Genomic DNA, 16,238 nt, shown 5'->3' on the forward strand with positions numbered 1-16,238 from the left:
GCGGCCTCAAGACCATCGCGAGCAAGCTCGCTCCTACAGGCTCAGCTTATTGGCAAGCTTCGCAATCCGGCTCGTCGATGGCGCAAGCCTTCGGCACTGGAGCAGGACCGGCAGGCGCTGCCAGGACCGAGTCGTCACCGTGGTTGCCGCCGCTGGAAACCGCGTTCAGCTTGCCGGTGTTGATGGTCGACTTCTCGGTGCTGGTCGCGGCCAGGGCACGGAGGTAGTAAGTGGTTTTCAGGCCACGGTACCAGGCCATGCGGTAGGTCACGTCCAGCTTCTTGCCCGAAGCGCCAGCGATGTACAGGTTCAGCGACTGAGCCTGGTCGATCCACTTCTGACGACGGCTGGCCGCATCGACGATCCACTTGGTGTCCACTTCGAACGCGGTCGCGTAGAGCTCTTTGAGTTCTTGCGGGATGCGCTCGATCTGCTGCACCGAACCGTCGTAGTACTTCAGGTCGTTGATCATGACCGAGTCCCACAGACCGCGAGCCTTCAGGTCGCGAACCAGGTACGGGTTGATCACGGTGAATTCGCCCGACAGGTTCGATTTCACATAGAGGTTCTGGTAGGTCGGTTCGATCGACTGCGAAACGCCAGTGATGTTGGCAATGGTCGCGGTCGGTGCGATGGCCATGATGTTCGAGTTACGAATGCCTTTCTGTACACGGGCGCGAACCGGTGCCCAGTCCAGGGATTCGTTCAGGTCGACATCGATGTACTTCTGGCCACGGGACTCGATCAGGATCTGTTGCGAATCCAGCGGCAGGATGCCTTTGGACCACAGCGAACCGTTGAACGTCTCGTACGCACCGCGCTCGTCGGCCAGGTCGCAGGACGCCTGGATCGCGTAGTAGCTGACCGCTTCCATCGACTTGTCGGCGAACTCGACGGCAGCATCGGAACCGTAAGGGATGTGCTGCAGGTACAGCGCATCCTGGAAGCCCATGATGCCCAGGCCGACCGGACGGTGCTTGAAGTTGGAGTTCTTCGCTTGCGGCACCGAGTAGTAGTTGATGTCGATCACGTTATCGAGCATGCGCACGGCAGTGTTCACGGTGCGTTGCAGCTTGGTGGTGTCCAGCTTGCCGTCGACGATGTGGTTCGGCAGGTTGATCGAGCCCAGGTTGCAAACGGCGATCTCGTCCTTGTTGGTGTTCAAGGTGATCTCGGTGCACAGGTTCGAGCTGTGGACCACGCCGACGTGCTGCTGCGGGCTGCGCAGGTTGCACGGGTCCTTGAAGGTCAGCCATGGGTGGCCGGTTTCGAACAGCATGGACAGCATCTTGCGCCACAGGTCTTTGGCCTGGATGGTCTTGAACAGCTTGACCTTGCCCGGGTACTCGGTCAGGGCTTCGTAGTACTCGTAGCGCTCTTCAAAGGCCTTGCCGGTCAGGTCGTGCAGGTCCGGTACTTCGGACGGCGAGAACAGGGTCCACTTGCCGTCATCGAAGACGCGCTTCATGAACAGGTCAGGGATCCAGTTGGCGGTGTTCATGTCGTGGGTACGACGACGGTCATCACCGGTGTTCTTGCGCAGCTCGATGAACTCTTCGATGTCCATGTGCCAGGTTTCCAGGTAGGCACAGACAGCGCCTTTGCGCTTGCCGCCCTGGTTAACCGCTACGGCGGTGTCGTTCACTACTTTCAGGAACGGCACGACGCCCTGGGATTTGCCGTTGGTGCCCTTGATGTAAGAACCCAGCGCACGCACCGGCGTCCAGTCGTTGCCCAGGCCGCCAGCGAATTTCGACAGCATGGCGTTGTCGTGGATCGCGTGGTAGATGCCCGACAGGTCATCCGGCACGGTGGTCAGGTAGCAGCTCGACAGCTGTGGACGCAGGGTACCGGCGTTGAACAGGGTCGGAGTCGAAGCCATGTAGTCGAAGGACGACAGCAGGTTGTAGAACTCGATCGCGCGGTCTTCTTTGTGCTTCTCTTCGATCGCCAGGCCCATGGCCACGCGCATGAAGAAGATCTGCGGCAGTTCGAAACGCACGCCATCCTTGTGGATGAAGTAACGGTCGTACAGGGTTTGCAGGCCCAGGTAGGTGAATTGCTGGTCGCGCTCGTGGTTGATCGCCTTGCCCAGTTTTTCCAGGTCGAAGGTGGCCAGCACAGGGTTCAGCAGTTCGAACTCGATACCCTTGGAGATGTAGGCCGGCAGCGCCTTGGCGTACAGGTCGACCATTTCGTGGTGGGTGGCGCTCTCGGCCACACCGAGGAAACCCAGGCCTTCGCCGCGCAAGGTGTCCATCAGCAGTCGCGCGGTCACGAACGAGTAGTTCGGCTCGCGTTCAACCAGGGTGCGGGCAGTCATCACCAGGGCGGTGTTGACGTCGTTCAGGGCCACGCCGTCGTACAGGTTCTTCAGGGTTTCGCGCTGGATCAGGTCGCCGTCGACTTCTTCCAGGCCTTCGCACGCTTCGGTGACGATGGTGTTCAGGCGGCCCATGTCCAGCGGCGCCAGGCTGCCATCGGCACGGGTGATGCGGATCGACGGGTGAGCGTTGACCGCTTCCTCGGCCGGTGCGTGGGCAGCGCGTTCTTTCGAACGACCGTCACGGTAGATCACGTAGTCGCGAGCCACTTTCTGCTCGCCGGCACGCATCAGGGCCAGTTCGACCTGGTCCTGGATTTCTTCGATGTGGATGGTGCCGCCCGATGGCATGCGACGCTTGAAGGTCGCGGTGACCTGTTCGGTCAGGCGGGCAACGGTGTCGTGGATTCGCGACGAGGCAGCAGCGGTGCCGCCTTCAACTGCGAGGAACGCTTTGGTGATGGCGACGGTGATCTTGTCATCGGTGTAGGGAACGACAGTGCCGTTACGCTTGATCACGCGCAGTTGGCCAGGCGCGGTGGCGGACAGATCCGAATTCGAATCAGCGGCCTGCGGCAAGGTGCCCTGCGGGTTCTCGCGAGTTGTGTCGGTTTGCATGGGGGAGTGTCTCCACATTCTCTATGTTTGTTTGGGCACCATCACGGTGCCCACCGTTCCGTCCTGAAGCACTACAACCGGCGAGCGCCGGGCATAACGACTTCGGGACAGTAGGAAGGGGGCTTTATCGGGCGCCGCTTCCATGCCGAAGTCTTTGGTCTCACGCCTTGGGCCTGAAACCTTGGTCCATTGCAGGTGACAGTCGGGACTGCAACACCCGTACCGTTTTCACCACTCGGGGCCGAAATACAGTAGCCATCCGCATGCGCGGTTTGGTCTTTCGAAAATACGTTTGGTTCAACCGGACAGAGGCAATAAAAGCGCTTGAAATTGGTGTCTGGTTTGTGTTTGGTTTTTTGCGCAAAACCCTACATCTAGGGTTTTTTTGGCGCCGGGCTACAAGATAATGCGTTTTGGGGGGCGATTGCAACGTACTGCCTGTGGATAAACCTGTGCGTAAATTGTGTGTGAAAGAGCGAATCGACGTGTAGGCCGCGACCTTGCTGGACCGGACCTTTTTTCAGCATTTTTCTATGATCGAAAATGCTTCGGCGGATTTTTAAGGGCGCGAACCCTATCACAAAACACCGCGTCGTCCGAACGCATTTACCCGCTTGTGTTCTCGACGGGCGGCGTTTATACAATCGGCCCAGCGTGTATACATATTTGTCCCCCCGAATCATTACAAAAAGACGGGTGGATCCTTCCTTATTAGTGTTTCTGGCAAGTAGAGGTCACCCGTGGAGCAAGAAGCCTGGCAGGTATTGATTGTGGAGGACGACCAGCGACTGGCTGAACTGACCCGCGATTACCTGGAAGCCAATGGCCTGCGCGTATCGATCGAAGGCGATGGTGCGCTCGCTGCGAACCGCATCATCAAGGAACAACCGGACCTGGTGATCCTCGACCTGATGCTCCCCGGCGAAGATGGCCTGAGCATTTGCCGCAAGGTCCGCGCCCGCTATGACGGCCCGATCCTGATGCTCACCGCCCGCACCGATGACACTGACCAGATTCTCGGCCTGGACCTGGGCGCTGACGACTATGTGTGCAAGCCGGTACGCCCGCGTCTGTTGCTGGCGCGCATCCAGGCCCTGCTGCGTCGCAGTGAAGCACCCGAAGTCGCCCCGGAAAAACAGCGGCGAGTCCAGTTCGGCCCGCTGATCGTCGACAACGCCTTGCGCGAAGCCTGGTTGCAGGGCGACGGCATCGAGTTGACGAGCGCCGAATTCGACTTGCTCTGGCTGTTGGTGGCCAATGCCGGGCGCATTCTGTCCCGGGAAGAGATTTTCACCGCACTGCGGGGCATCGGCTATGACGGTCAGGACCGCTCCATCGATGTGCGCATCTCGCGTATCCGCCCGAAGATCGGCGATGACCCGGAGCATCCACGGCTGATCAAGACCGTGCGCAGCAAAGGCTATCTGTTCGTTCCTGAGGCCTGCGTAGACCAGACCCTGTGAACTCGATCTTCCTGCGTATCTATGGCGGCATGTGTGCTGCGCTGATTCTGGTGGCGGTGCTCGGTGTGCTGGCATTGCACCTGCTCAATCAGGTGCGCAGCGAGCAATACCGCGAACGCCTGGCCCACGGCACGTTCTCGCTGATGGCCGACAACCTGCAACCGATGAACCAGACCGAGCGCCACCGGGCCTTGCTGGTGTGGGAGCGGCTGCTGGGCATTCCGCTGGCGCTGAAAAACTTTGCCGAGACCGACCTCGACCTGACCCAGCGCACTCGTGTGTTGCGCGGCCAGGCATTGGTGGAACAGACCGGCCCGCATGCGGCGAAGGTATTCAAGCTGGTCAGCGACAAGGAACAGTTGATGCTCACCGGGGAAGTGCAGCAGATCAGCGAGCAACTGGCCCGGGCGACCATCTACCTGTTGACCGATGAACTGGTGCGCACCCCGGTCGCCGACCAGCCCCTGCGCCTGGCGCAATTGAAGCAAGACAAGGGCTTCGGTTTCGACCTGCGTCTGGTCACGGTTGACGAGGCGGACATGGACGAAGACCAGCGTCGTCGGGTGTCAGAGGGCGACACGGTGATGGCGCTGGGCAAGGGCGGCGATTCGATCCGGGTATTTGCCGGCATGGTCGGCACGCCGTGGGTCCTGGAAATCGGCCCGTTGTATCAGATGAATCCTTATCCCCCGGAATGGCTGGTGCTGATTGCCGCGCTGGGCCTGACGCTGATCGGTTTGATCGTCTATCTGCTGGTGCGTCAGCTGGAGCGACGCTTGCGTGGCCTCGAAGCTGCCGCCACGCGCATTGCCAAGGGCAGCCTGGAAACCCGCGTGCCGGCGCGCGGCGCGGACTCTGTGGGGCGGCTGGCCTCGGCGTTCAACGGCATGGCCGAGCACTTGCAGCAGTTGCTGGCGATCCAGCGCGAACTGGTGCGCGCGGTGTCCCACGAATTGCGCACGCCGGTAGCCCGCCTGCGCTTTGGCCTGGAGATGGTCGGTTCGGCCACCACGCCGCAAGCCCTGGAAAAATACTGCCAGGGCATGGACCACGACATCGAGGACCTCGACCGGTTGGTGGACGAGATGCTGACCTATGCGCGGCTCGAACAGGGTTCGCCGGCGCTGAACTTCCAGCGGATCGATCTGGATGCCTTGGTCAATCAGGTGATCGAAGAACTGGCGCCGTTGCGTGCCGACGTCACGGTGCAACGTGGGTTGTGCCTGTCGGCCGCCGATAACGACGATGCCTGGGTCGAGGCCGAGCCGCGCTACCTGCACCGGGCGATCCAGAACCTGGTGAGCAACGCCATGCGCCATGCGCAATCACGGGTGACTATCAGCTATCAGGTGGGGCAGCAGCGATGCCGGGTGGATATCGAGGATGACGGGCCGGGTGTGCCGGAGTCGGCGTGGGAGAAAATCTTCACGCCGTTCCTGCGACTCGACGACAGCCGCACCCGGGCGTCAGGCGGGCATGGATTGGGGTTGTCGATCGTGCGGCGAATCATCCATTGGCATGACGGGCGGGCGTTGATCGGCAAGAGCAAAAGCCTTGGCGGGGCGTGTTTCAGCTTGAGCTGGCCGAGAAATCAGGAGAAGCGCTGAATTTTGTAATGAGTCTACTGCCGCCATCGCGAGCAAGCTCGCTCCCACACTGGATCTGTGTCACGCCACAAATCCCTGTGGGAGCGAGCTTGCTCGCGATGGGGGCATTCCAAACACCGAGAGTCTTCAGGCCTTGATGCTGACCAGACTCAACAACTGCCCATCCTTGACCCCGAACTGCGCATCCAGCTCGGTGCCGTTGCGCCATTCGCTGGACAAATCAGTAAGCAATCGCAACCGCACCTCACCCGACTCACGCCACTCCAGCACTTCGGCGTGTTCGAAATAAAAGCGTTGCTGAACGATCGGATAGAGCGCCTTGAACAGGCTTTCCTTGACCGAGAAGGTCAGGGTGACCAGCAATGCCCGTTGATCGTGACCACCTGCCGCCATGCGCTGTAGCTCCGGCGGATTGAGGATTTCCCCGGCCAGGCGTTCGGCCCGTTCGGCATTGAGCAGGTTTTCCAGATCCATGCCCAGGCCGCGCCAATGGTTTTTGTTCGCCACGATCGCCGCAGCCCGGCCAGTGCTGTGGGTGATCGAGCCAGTGATATGAGCAGGCCAGACCGGTGCGCGGTCTTCACCGATGGCCGGAATGAAGCTCAAACCTTCGAGCTGCTGTAACGCGGCCCGGGCACACACTCGCCCGGCGAGAAACTCTGCCTGTCGTTTGGCGACCGAGCGCTGGATGCTCGCCGGCGCTTCGACGGCGCTGCGCTGAAAATCATCGCTGGTCAGTCGGGCGCTATCGAAGTGAGTACTCAACAGGACCGTATCGGGCAGCACAAACGGCAGCGGCCAATGGTCATCGAGGGGCGTGCAGCAGACGGGCAGGGCGGGGCTTGAATTCATATCAGGCATTTTGCCGGGTTGGCTCAAGGCTGGGTAGTGCAAAGCTTCAGGTCGGTGGTGCTGCCTTCGCGAGCAGGCTCGCTCCCACAGCAATTGTGCAAATGACATAAATCCACTGTGGGAGCGAGCCTGCTCGCGATAGCCGCGACGCGGTCTACCGGTTCAACCAAAGATCTTCTTGAAAAACGCCTGCATGTCCGCCCAGGATTTTTCATCGGCGGCCTTGTTGTAGCCAATGTCCGGCCCGCCATGGTCACCATGGCCCAAACGATCGGCATCGGGATTGGTGAAACCGTGTTTGGCGCCGTCGAGGCTGACGAATTGGTAGTCGGCGCCGGCCTTGTCCATCTCGCTCTTGAAAGCCGTGATGTTTTCCGGGGTGACGATGCTGTCCAGCGACCCGTGTTCCACAAGGATCTTCGCCTTGACGCTGCCTGGCGTTGCCGGTGTATTGGTCGCCAGCGCGCCATGGAAACTCACCACGCCTGCCAATGGCACGCCCTGTCTTGCGGCATTGAGCACCACGCCACCACCGAAGCAGTAGCCGATGGCGGCAATTTTACGCGGATCGGTTTGCGGTTGTTTTTTCAGCAGGTCGAGCCCGGCCTGAAACCTGGCGCTCGACACGGCACTGTCTTTTGCCACAGCTTGCATGAACGCCATGGCGTCTTTGGGGTGCTCGGTATTTTTACCGTCACCGTACATGTCAATGGCCAGGGCGCTGTAGCCCAGGCCGGCGAGATCCCGGGCGCGACGCTTGGCGTAGTCGTTCAGGCCCCAGAACTCATGCACTACCACGACCCCGGGGCGCGGGCCTTTGATGGCATCGTCATAAGCGTAATAGCCGATCATTTTCGTGCCATCGGCACTTTGGTAGGGGATTTCCTTGGTCTGGATGGCGGCCTGGCTGAGCCCGCTCAAGGCCAGTAGGAGGACGGCGAAGAACATGCGCATGGTCGGATCTCCTGTTGAAAACTGTCGAAGCATCGGGAAGGGACGGTTCAGCCCAGGTTCAGAGTGTGTTCAGGGGGAGTTCAGGGCGCGGTGCGTAACCTTGCCCCGTACCCAAAAAACAAACGGCACATGAGGAAACTCCCCAATGACTGGATTCAAAAAACTGCTTCTGGCAATCACGGTTCTGGGCGCAAGCACTGCAGCCTTCGCGTCCGACGACAACTTCGCCAGCCTTACTCTTGGACAGACCAGCGACAAGGTCAAAAAGTCCCACGCCCTGAACGACAACCTTAATCATCCGAACGCCGATGGCGTGATCGGCAAGGACACTACCTGGGGTGTTCGTCTGGGCCAGCAAAACACCAAGGGCCGGTACTACGCCACCTACGACAACGTGTCGGGCTCGCACAATGGCATTAAACTGCGTCAGGAAAACCTCCTCGGCAGCTACGATCTGTTCTACCCGGTGGGCGGCAGCACCAAATTGTTCGGTGGCGCCACGGCCGGCCTGACCAAAATGACTCAGGAGTCGCCAGGCTTCAGCCGCGACAGCAATATCGGCTATGCCATCGGTGGGCAGGTGGGTGTGCTGCAACAGGTTACGCAGAAAACCTCGGTGGAACTGGGTTACCGTTACCTGCGCACTAACGCCAGCACCGAGATGAGTGAGCGCGGTGGCAGCAAGCAGGGTTCGCTGGACCTGACCAGCAGCGCCCAGACTTACCTGTCCGCCAACTACGCTTTTTGACAAGCGTTTCGTGAGCAGCCTGCGCCGGATCAACCGTAATGGTTGATCCGGCGTTGCCATGTTAGCTATCGAGGTGCGACGTTGCGCCTCTGGAGATGTTGATTTGCCCGGGAGAGCGTTATGAAACTGCTGGTCGTCGAAGATGAAGCGCTGCTGCGTCATCACCTGAAAACCCGCCTGACGGAGAGCGGCCACGTGGTCGAGTCCGTGGCCAACGCCGAGGAGGCGCTGTACCAGACCGCGCAGTTCAACTTTGACCTGGCGGTGATCGACCTCGGACTGCCGGGCATGAGTGGCCTCGACCTGATCCGCCAGTTGCGCTCAAGTGGCAAGACCTTCCCGATCCTGATCCTCACCGCGCGCGGCAACTGGCAGGACAAGGTCGAAGGCCTGGCCGCCGGCGCCGACGATTATGTGGTCAAGCCGTTTCAGTTCGAAGAACTGGAGGCCCGCCTGAATGCCTTGCTGCGCCGCTCCAGCGGTTTCACCCAGTCGACCATCGTTGCTGGCCCGTTGCTGCTGGATCTGAACCGCAAGCAGGCGTCCCTCGATGAACAGCCGCTGGCACTGACCGCGTACGAGTACCGCATCCTCGAATACCTGATGCGCCATCACCAGCAAGTGGTGCCCAAGGACCGCTTGATGGAACAGCTCTACCCGGATGACGAGGAGCGCGATCCGAATGTGATCGAGGTACTGGTCGGCCGCCTGCGCCGCAAACTGGAGGGGCCGGGCGGGTTCAAGCCGATCGACACCGTGCGCGGCCTGGGCTACCTGTTCAATGAGCGTTGCACTTGATCCGCTCGCTGCGCATTCGCTTGATGCTCGCCGCCACGCTGTTGGCGGTTTTGTTCATGCTGGCGCTGCTGCCGGCGATGCAGGGGGCCTTCAGCCTGGCGTTGCAGGATTCCATCGAGCAGCGTCTGGCATCGGACGTGACCACGTTGATCTCCGCCGCCCGGGTGGAGAACAACAGCCTGCAGATGCCGGCGCAATTGCCTGACGAACGCTTCAACCTCGCCGACAGCCGATTGCTCGGCTATATCTATAACCGGGAAGGGCGCCTGGTCTGGCGTTCGAAGGCGACCCAGGAAGAACGCATCAATTACAAGCCGCGCTACGACGGGCGTGGCAACGAGTTTGCGCGGATTCGCGAAGCCAATGGCCAGGAGTTCTTTGTCTACGACGTCGAGGTCAAGTTGCTCGGCGGCAAAAGTGCGGCCTTCAGCATCGTGGCGCTGCAGCCGGTTCGCGAATACGAACTGACCCTCGAAGGCCTGCGGGAAAATCTTTATCTGGGTTTTGGCGCGGCACTGCTGGTGCTGCTGGCGTTGCTGTGGATCGGTCTGACCTGGGGCTTGCAGGCATTGCGGCGCTTGAGCCAGGAACTGGACCAGATCGAAGGTGGTACCCGTGAAAGCCTCAGTGAGGAACATCCCCGGGAGTTGCTGCGCCTGACCGGTTCTCTCAACCGTTTGCTTTACAGTGAGCGTGAGCAGCGCAGTCGCTACCGTGATTCCCTCGATGACCTGGCCCATAGCCTGAAAACGCCGTTGGCGGTGTTGCAAGGCGTCAGTGAAGACCTGGCCCAGCGTCCTGAGGATCGCGATCAGGCCTGGGTGCTGCAAACCCAGATCGAGCGCATGAGCCAGCAGATCAGCTACCAATTGCAGCGCGCCAGCCTGCGCAAAAGCGGTCTGGTACGTCATCAGGTGCGCTTGCACCCGGTACTGAAAAGCCTGTGCGACACACTGGACAAGGTCTATCGCGACAAGCGCGTGCATGTCGCGTTCGATTTGCCCGACCCGTGTTACGTACCGATCGAGCAAGGCGCTCTATTGGAAATGATGGGCAATTTGCTGGAAAACGCCTATCGCCTGTGCCTGGGCGAAATACGCATCAGTGTGCGTGAAACTCTCAGCGGCACCGAGTTGTGTGTCGAGGACGACGGCCCCGGCGTACCACAAAATCAGCGCGCACGGATTCTCGAGCGCGGAGAGCGCCTGGATCGCCAGCACCCGGGGCAGGGTATCGGCCTGGCGGTGGTCAAGGACATCATCGAGAGCTACAGCGCCAAGCTGACCTTGGGCGATTCACCGATGGGTGGTGCGGCGTTCCGGATTCTTTTTCCGGTGGTTTAGTGGTGTTTTATCGGACGCCATCGCGAGCAACCTCGCTCCCACAGTTGATCATGTGCCCAAGGAAAATGTGGTCCCCTGTAGGAGCGAGCCTGCTCGCGATGGGGCCAGTGCGTTCACCCGGTAGCTGAACCTTGAACCTCAATGTTCCTGCGCCCGATAAGCCCCAGGTGTCAGCCCCGTCCACTTCTTGAACGCCCGGTGAAACGCCGACGGTTCGGAAAACCCCAGCTGCTCGGCGATCTGTTGCAATGACAGATCAGCGCGGCTCAGGTGATAAATCGCGATGTCCCGGCGCAACTGGTCCTTCAACTCCTGAAAGCTCGAACCCTCTTCCCGCAAATGCCGGCGCAAGGTCTGCGGACTGATGTGCAGGTGGGCGGCCACGGCTTCCAGGTCGGGCCAGCGTGAACTGTCGCGACTGAGCAGGCGCCGCAGACGACTGCTCAAACTGTCGCCGTCATCCGGGCGCGAGAGCAGGTCGGCGGGGGAGCGCTCGAGGAACTGCTTGAGGGTGCGTTCGTCCTGCAACAGCGGCATGGCCAGGTAGCGGCTGTGAAACAACAGGCTGCTCTGGGGCATGGAAAACTCAAGCGGACAGGAAAACAACAGGTCGTACTCGGCGCCGTGTTCGGGCCGGGGGTAGCTGAACGAGGCCTGTTCCAGGCGAATGCGCTGGCCGATCAGCCAGCTGCCGAAACGGTGCCAGATCACCAGCAGGCTTTCGCTGAGGAAATGGTCCGGGTCCCAGAGTTGCGAATCGTCCAGGCTCAGGCGCACCCATTCATCTTCTCGGCTCAGGGTCAAACGCGGAGCCCCGGGGAATAGGCTATAAAACAATAAGCCGCGATGGAGTGCCTTATCCAGGTTGCGACAGTGAATCACGGCATGGCACATCATCGCGAAGCTGCCCGGCCTGCTTGGGGCTTGCCCGAACCCCAGGTACTCGTCGTCCAGCGCCAGCCATAACGCCTGGATCAGTTGGGTAAATTGCTCAGGCGCGATGCGTGCCCGGGGCTCGTCCAGCAACTCGGGGCTGATCCCCAGTTGTTGTAGCACGGCGCAATAGTCGTAGCCGTGCCGACGCGCACCACCAAGGGCGGCGCGGGCGAAATGACTGGCGATGGTGCGTTCGCGCATGGCAGCAGGTCTGACCGTTGATCGACGGATGTTAGCTGCGCACCGTGGGCATGAACAGGGCGGATATCCGCCAAATAGCAGGACGACTTTTAATGGAAGGGCGGAAATCCGCCACATGCTTGTAACCGTTCGGTGTCAGGGGAATCGCTGCAACCCCGGATATCAACAGGCTTGCAGGGATTTTACGGAAGGTGGCACGGGCCTTGCGATACAACGTGCAGATGCCTGCCGTTGCGCAGCTCGAAAAAACAAATCCCTCCAGTGCAGGAGGGTTCGCAATTGCGGTGTTGCGGGCAACAGATGGATGTTGTCACCGGGCACCCTTGAGGAACTTTGCAATGACGACTCGTCAGCCACTGTACAAATCCCTGTATTTCCAGGTGATCGTTGCAATTGTCATCGGTATTTTGCTCGGTCACTTCTATCCGCAGATCGGTGTGGCGGTAAAACCGCTGGGTGACGGGTTCATCAAGCTGATCAAAATGATCATCGCCCCTATCATCTTCTGCACCGTCGTCAGCGGAATCGCTGGCATGCAGGACATGAAAGCGGTCGGCAAGACTGGCGGTTACGCACTCCTTTACTTTGAAATCGTTTCGACCATCGCTTTGCTGGTGGGTCTGGTCGTGGTCAACGTCGTGCAGCCAGGTGCTGGCATGCATATCGACGTAAGCACCCTGGATGCCTCCAAAGTCGCTACCTACGTAGCGGCTGGCGCTGATCAAAGTGTCATCGGCTTCCTCCTCAACGTGATCCCGGCCACCATCGTTGGCGCATTCGCCACGGGTGACATCCTGCAAGTGCTGATGTTCTCGGTGATCTTCGGTTTCGCCCTGCATCGCCTGGGTGCCTACGGCAAGCCGCTGCTGGACTTCATCGATCGCTTCGCCCATGTGATGTTCAACATCATCAACATGATCATGAAGCTCGCGCCGATCGGTGCCTTCGGTGCCATGTCCTTCACCATCGGCGCCTACGGTGTCGGCTCGCTGGTGCAACTGGGTCAACTGATGGCTTGCTTCTACATCACTTGCCTGCTGTTCATCCTGATCGTACTGGGCTCCATCGCTCGCGTGCATGGCTTCAGCGTGCTGAAGATGATCCGCTACATCCGTGAGGAACTGCTGATCGTGCTCGGTACGTCTTCTTCGGAATCGGTGCTGCCACGCATGCTGATCAAGATGGAGCGTCTGGGCGCGAAGAAATCCGTGGTAGGCCTGGTGATCCCGACCGGATACTCGTTCAACCTCGACGGTACCGCCATCTACCTGACCATGGCCGCGGTGTTCATTGCCCAGGCAACCGACACCCACATGGACATCACGCACCAGATCACCCTGCTGGTGGTGTTGCTGCTGTCCTCCAAAGGCGCTGCGGGTGTGACCGGTAGCGGTTTCATCGTACTGGCAGCGACCCTGTCCGCCGTGGGCCACCTGCCGGTTGCCGGCCTGGCGCTGATTCTCGGCATCGACCGCTTCATGTCCGAAGCCCGTGCCCTGACCAACCTGATCGGCAACGCCGTTGCCACTGTCGTTGTAGCCAAGTGGGTCAAGGAACTGGACACCGACGTGCTGCAAGCCGAACTGGCTTCGGGCGGTCGCGGCATCGCCGACGAGCCTAAAGACGATGTTCTGGGCCACGTCGAAGGGGTAGCCCCGACTAACGCCAAGTAAGCCTTGTTGTAATGAAAAACCCGCTTCGGCGGGTTTTTTCATGTTCGGCGATTGAGCGTAACGGTCACTGCGCGTGGCGTATAAGGTGATTGCTGCAAAGTGATCGGCTGCCTAGGCTGTGGGCATCGTTAAGGGAGAATGCTCATGCTCGGTCCACTGGCATCACTCAAGGTTCTGGATTTCTCGACACTGCTGCCGGGGCCGTTCGCCTCGTTGCTGCTGGCGGACATGGGCGCCGAGGTGCTGCGCATCGAGTCACCGACGCGCATGGATCTGCTGCGGGTGTTGCCGCCCCATGATCGAGGCGTGTCAGCCAGCCATGCCTACCTCAACCGCAACAAACGCAGCCTCGCCCTGGACCTCAAACAGCCTGAGGCCCTTGAGGTGATCAGGTCGTTGCTACAGGACTACGACATCGTGCTCGAGCAGTTTCGCCCGGGTGTCATGGAACGTCTGGGCCTGGGCTACGAAGCCCTGAAGGCGATCAACCCCAAGTTGATTTATGTGTCGATCACCGGTTACGGCCAGACGGGCCCCTACAAGGACCGCGCCGGCCATGACATCAACTATCTGGCCCTGTCCGGGCTGGCGAGTTACACCGGCCGTGCCGACAGTGGGCCGCTACCGTTGGGCATGCAGGTGGCGGATGTCGCCGGTGGTTCGCTGCACGGGGTGATCGGCTTGCTGGCGGCGGTCATTGCCCGGCAGCAAACCGGTCAGGGCCAGCACCTGGATGTCAGCATGACCGACTGCTCGTTCAGCCTGAATGCGCTGGCAGGTGCCGGGTATCTGGCCTGTGGCGTGGAGCCGGGGCCGGAAGACCAGGTGCTCAATGGCGGCAGCTTCTACGATTACTACCAATCCCGGGATGGGCGCTGGCTGTCGGTGGGCAGCCTGGAACCGGCATTCATGAAACAGTTGTGCGCGGCGTTGGGGCTTGAGGAACTGGCCGGCCTCGGCCTGTCTGCGGCGCATCAGCAACAGCTTAAAGCCGCGCTGAAGGTCGAGTTCGAAAAGTATGACTTTGCCGAGTTGTGCGCGCTTTTCGCGGAGTTGGATGCTTGTGTCGAGCCAGTGTTGAGCCTGGGAGAAGCGCTGCGTCATCCGCAGCTGCAGGCGCGGGAGTTGGTGACCGACGTGCCCCGTGGCGATGGCTCGACCCAGGCGCAGATGGCGTGTCCGTTGAAGTTTTCGCAAGGGATGCCTGAGCCCCGGCATATTGGCGCGGCGCTGGGGCAGCATACGGATCAGGTGTTGGGGGAGTTGGGGTTCAGTGCTGAGCGGATTGCAGAATTGCGGTTTGCCAAGGTGATTCTCTAGTGCCTCAGAGGCCGCCATCGCGAGCAAGCTCGCTCCCACAGGGATCAGCATTGATTACAAATTTTGTGGGCAACCCCGACCACTGTGGGAGCGGGCTTGCCCGCGAAGAGGCCAGTACAGCCACCACACATCCCGCTACTCGACTCGCATCTCCCCACTGAACACCAAGGTATGGCGACACCGCCGGCACAAATACCGCCGACCTTGCCGAACCAGGCTGTGGCGCTGGGCGGAAAACGGGAAGTCGCTGTCGGCGCACGGGCATTTGTAGATGTAGCGGGTCACGCGGCGGCGTTTGACGTCATAGGTGTGGCAGCGGTTGGGCGGCAGTTCGTATACGCCGCGCATGATCAATTGCCACTCTTCGCCATGGGGCTGAATGCGGTCGCCGAACAACTGATGGGCGATCAGGTGCGCGACCTCATGGGCCACGGTCTGCTTGAGGAAGTCTTCGGTGTTTTCCCGGTACAACTGCGGATTGAAGCGCAGCAGGTTCTCGTGCAGATGCGCGACACCGGCTTTTTGCCCGCGCAGCTTGAGGCTCACCACGGGGCGTTTGAAAGGTCGTTTGAAAAAGGATTCGGCTTGTTGGAAACAGTCTTCGACGCGGGTATTGAGTTGCTCGGGCATGCTCGATGGATCTCCAGAGACGTCGAGTATGCCGCAACCCTCGGGCCTTGCGAATCGCCAAGGTGCCGAATGGTCGTGTGCCTGCTCTTTGCTGAAGAATGAAAAGGCCGCCTTGCGGCGGCCTGTGTCGGTTGTTTCTGATTATCGGTGATGAGCGGCTAACTGGTGTAGACCGGGCCTACGCCGAGTCCCCAGACAATCACGGTGAACGCCATGATGGCGACCAGCACCACCAGGCCTACGGCTAGCACCGAACTTGAAAACAGGAAACCTTCGTCAGATGGAATGTTCATGAATGTCGGCAAGCCCACGTACAGCAAGTACACCGTGTAGCAGATGGCGGCGGTGCCGACGATCATCCCCAGCCACAAGTGCGGGTACAAGGCAGCGAGGCCGCCGATGAACAGCGGCGTGGCGGTGTAGGTTGCGAACGCAATGCAGCGGGCCAGGCTTGGGTTGGCGTCATAGGTGCGGGCCATCCAGTGGATGAATGCGCCCATTACCGCGACACCCCCGAGCATCGCCAGGTACGACATGATGGTCATCCATATCGCGCTTTCTACGGTCAGCATTACGGGAGGCCGATTGCCGATGACCCAGCCGACCTGCGTGGTGCCGATAAAGGCAGACACGGCGGGGATCGCCGCGAGGATCAGCGTATGGGTCAGGTACATGTGGCCGATGCTTTCCTCCTGGTCGCCACGGATTTCTTTCCATTCTTGGTCAGGGTGGGTGAAGAGCCCCACTACGTGATGGATCATGCCAGTCACTC

Annotated in this window: 13 protein-coding genes; 7 read left to right on the forward strand and 6 right to left on the reverse strand. The window is 60.3% G+C overall.

The window, feature by feature from the left end; translation table 11 throughout:
• Nucleotides 1-46: 46 nt before the first annotated feature.
• Complete coding sequence (locus ACM6IK_RS16815; protein ID WP_414875214.1) at nucleotides 47-2,941, reverse strand: ribonucleoside-diphosphate reductase subunit alpha; 2,895 nt, start codon at nucleotides 2,939-2,941, stop codon at nucleotides 47-49.
• Nucleotides 2,942-3,681: 740 nt separating this feature from the next.
• Between ACM6IK_RS16815 and ACM6IK_RS16820 the strand changes: the two genes are divergently transcribed.
• A complete protein-coding gene (locus ACM6IK_RS16820) occupies nucleotides 3,682-4,404 on the forward strand; it encodes a response regulator (protein ID WP_414875215.1) in 723 nt (240 codons plus the stop codon).
• On the forward strand, nucleotides 4,401-6,011 hold the full coding sequence (locus ACM6IK_RS16825; RefSeq protein WP_414875216.1) for an ATP-binding protein: 1,611 nt from the start codon (nucleotides 4,401-4,403) through the stop codon (nucleotides 6,009-6,011). The genes ACM6IK_RS16820 and ACM6IK_RS16825 overlap by 4 nt, the downstream gene beginning before the upstream one ends.
• Nucleotides 6,012-6,137: 126 nt before the next feature.
• Here the strand turns inward: ACM6IK_RS16825 and ACM6IK_RS16830 are convergent, their stop codons facing one another.
• On the reverse strand, nucleotides 6,138-6,863 hold the full coding sequence (locus ACM6IK_RS16830; protein WP_414875217.1) for a 4'-phosphopantetheinyl transferase family protein: 726 nt from the start codon (nucleotides 6,861-6,863) through the stop codon (nucleotides 6,138-6,140).
• Nucleotides 6,864-7,025: 162 nt separating this feature from the next.
• Entirely contained in the window at nucleotides 7,026-7,817 is a 792-nt protein-coding gene (locus tag ACM6IK_RS16835) for a dienelactone hydrolase family protein (RefSeq protein WP_414875218.1), read from the reverse strand.
• Nucleotides 7,818-7,962: 145 nt separating this feature from the next.
• On the opposite strand from ACM6IK_RS16835, the gene ACM6IK_RS16840 reads away from it, so the two are divergent.
• From ACM6IK_RS16840 to ACM6IK_RS16850, 3 genes are all read left to right on the forward strand, one after another.
• On the forward strand, nucleotides 7,963-8,565 hold the full coding sequence (locus ACM6IK_RS16840) for a porin family protein (protein ID WP_218427327.1): 603 nt from the start codon (nucleotides 7,963-7,965) through the stop codon (nucleotides 8,563-8,565).
• Between the two features lie 120 nt (nucleotides 8,566-8,685).
• On the forward strand, nucleotides 8,686-9,363 hold the full coding sequence (locus tag ACM6IK_RS16845; RefSeq protein WP_414875219.1) for a response regulator: 678 nt from the start codon (nucleotides 8,686-8,688) through the stop codon (nucleotides 9,361-9,363).
• A complete protein-coding gene (locus tag ACM6IK_RS16850; protein ID WP_414875220.1) occupies nucleotides 9,360-10,706 on the forward strand; it encodes an ATP-binding protein in 1,347 nt (448 codons plus the stop codon). The genes ACM6IK_RS16845 and ACM6IK_RS16850 overlap by 4 nt, the downstream gene beginning before the upstream one ends.
• Before the next feature lie 138 nt (nucleotides 10,707-10,844).
• Here ACM6IK_RS16850 and ACM6IK_RS16855 read toward each other — a convergent pair whose 3' ends face one another.
• Entirely contained in the window at nucleotides 10,845-11,843 is a 999-nt protein-coding gene (locus ACM6IK_RS16855; RefSeq protein WP_414875221.1) for an AraC family transcriptional regulator, read from the reverse strand.
• 338 nt (nucleotides 11,844-12,181) lie between these two features.
• On the opposite strand from ACM6IK_RS16855, the gene ACM6IK_RS16860 reads away from it, so the two are divergent.
• Nucleotides 12,182-13,516 (forward strand): dicarboxylate/amino acid:cation symporter, encoded by a 1,335-nt coding sequence (locus ACM6IK_RS16860; RefSeq protein WP_414875222.1) that lies wholly within the window; start codon nucleotides 12,182-12,184, stop codon nucleotides 13,514-13,516.
• Between the two features lie 144 nt (nucleotides 13,517-13,660).
• A complete protein-coding gene (locus tag ACM6IK_RS16865; protein WP_414875223.1) occupies nucleotides 13,661-14,836 on the forward strand; it encodes a CaiB/BaiF CoA transferase family protein in 1,176 nt (391 codons plus the stop codon).
• A 135-nt stretch (nucleotides 14,837-14,971) separates the two neighbouring features.
• On the opposite strand, the gene ACM6IK_RS16870 is transcribed toward ACM6IK_RS16865, so the two are convergent.
• Together ACM6IK_RS16870 and ACM6IK_RS16875 are read right to left on the reverse strand one after the other, a co-directional pair.
• The gene (locus tag ACM6IK_RS16870; RefSeq protein ID WP_108215275.1) at nucleotides 14,972-15,466 is read right to left on the reverse strand and encodes a SprT family zinc-dependent metalloprotease; all 495 of its coding nucleotides are present in this window, start codon (nucleotides 15,464-15,466) and stop codon (nucleotides 14,972-14,974) included.
• A 158-nt stretch (nucleotides 15,467-15,624) separates the two neighbouring features.
• Nucleotides 15,625-16,227, reverse strand: a complete 603-nt coding sequence (locus ACM6IK_RS16875) for a Yip1 family protein (RefSeq protein ID WP_108215276.1) — start codon at nucleotides 16,225-16,227, stop codon at nucleotides 15,625-15,627.
• Between the last annotated feature and the right edge of the window lie 11 nt (nucleotides 16,228-16,238).

This window comes from Pseudomonas sp. IT-196MI5, from assembly GCF_949767415.1.
Classification (GTDB): domain Bacteria; phylum Pseudomonadota; class Gammaproteobacteria; order Pseudomonadales; family Pseudomonadaceae; genus Aquipseudomonas.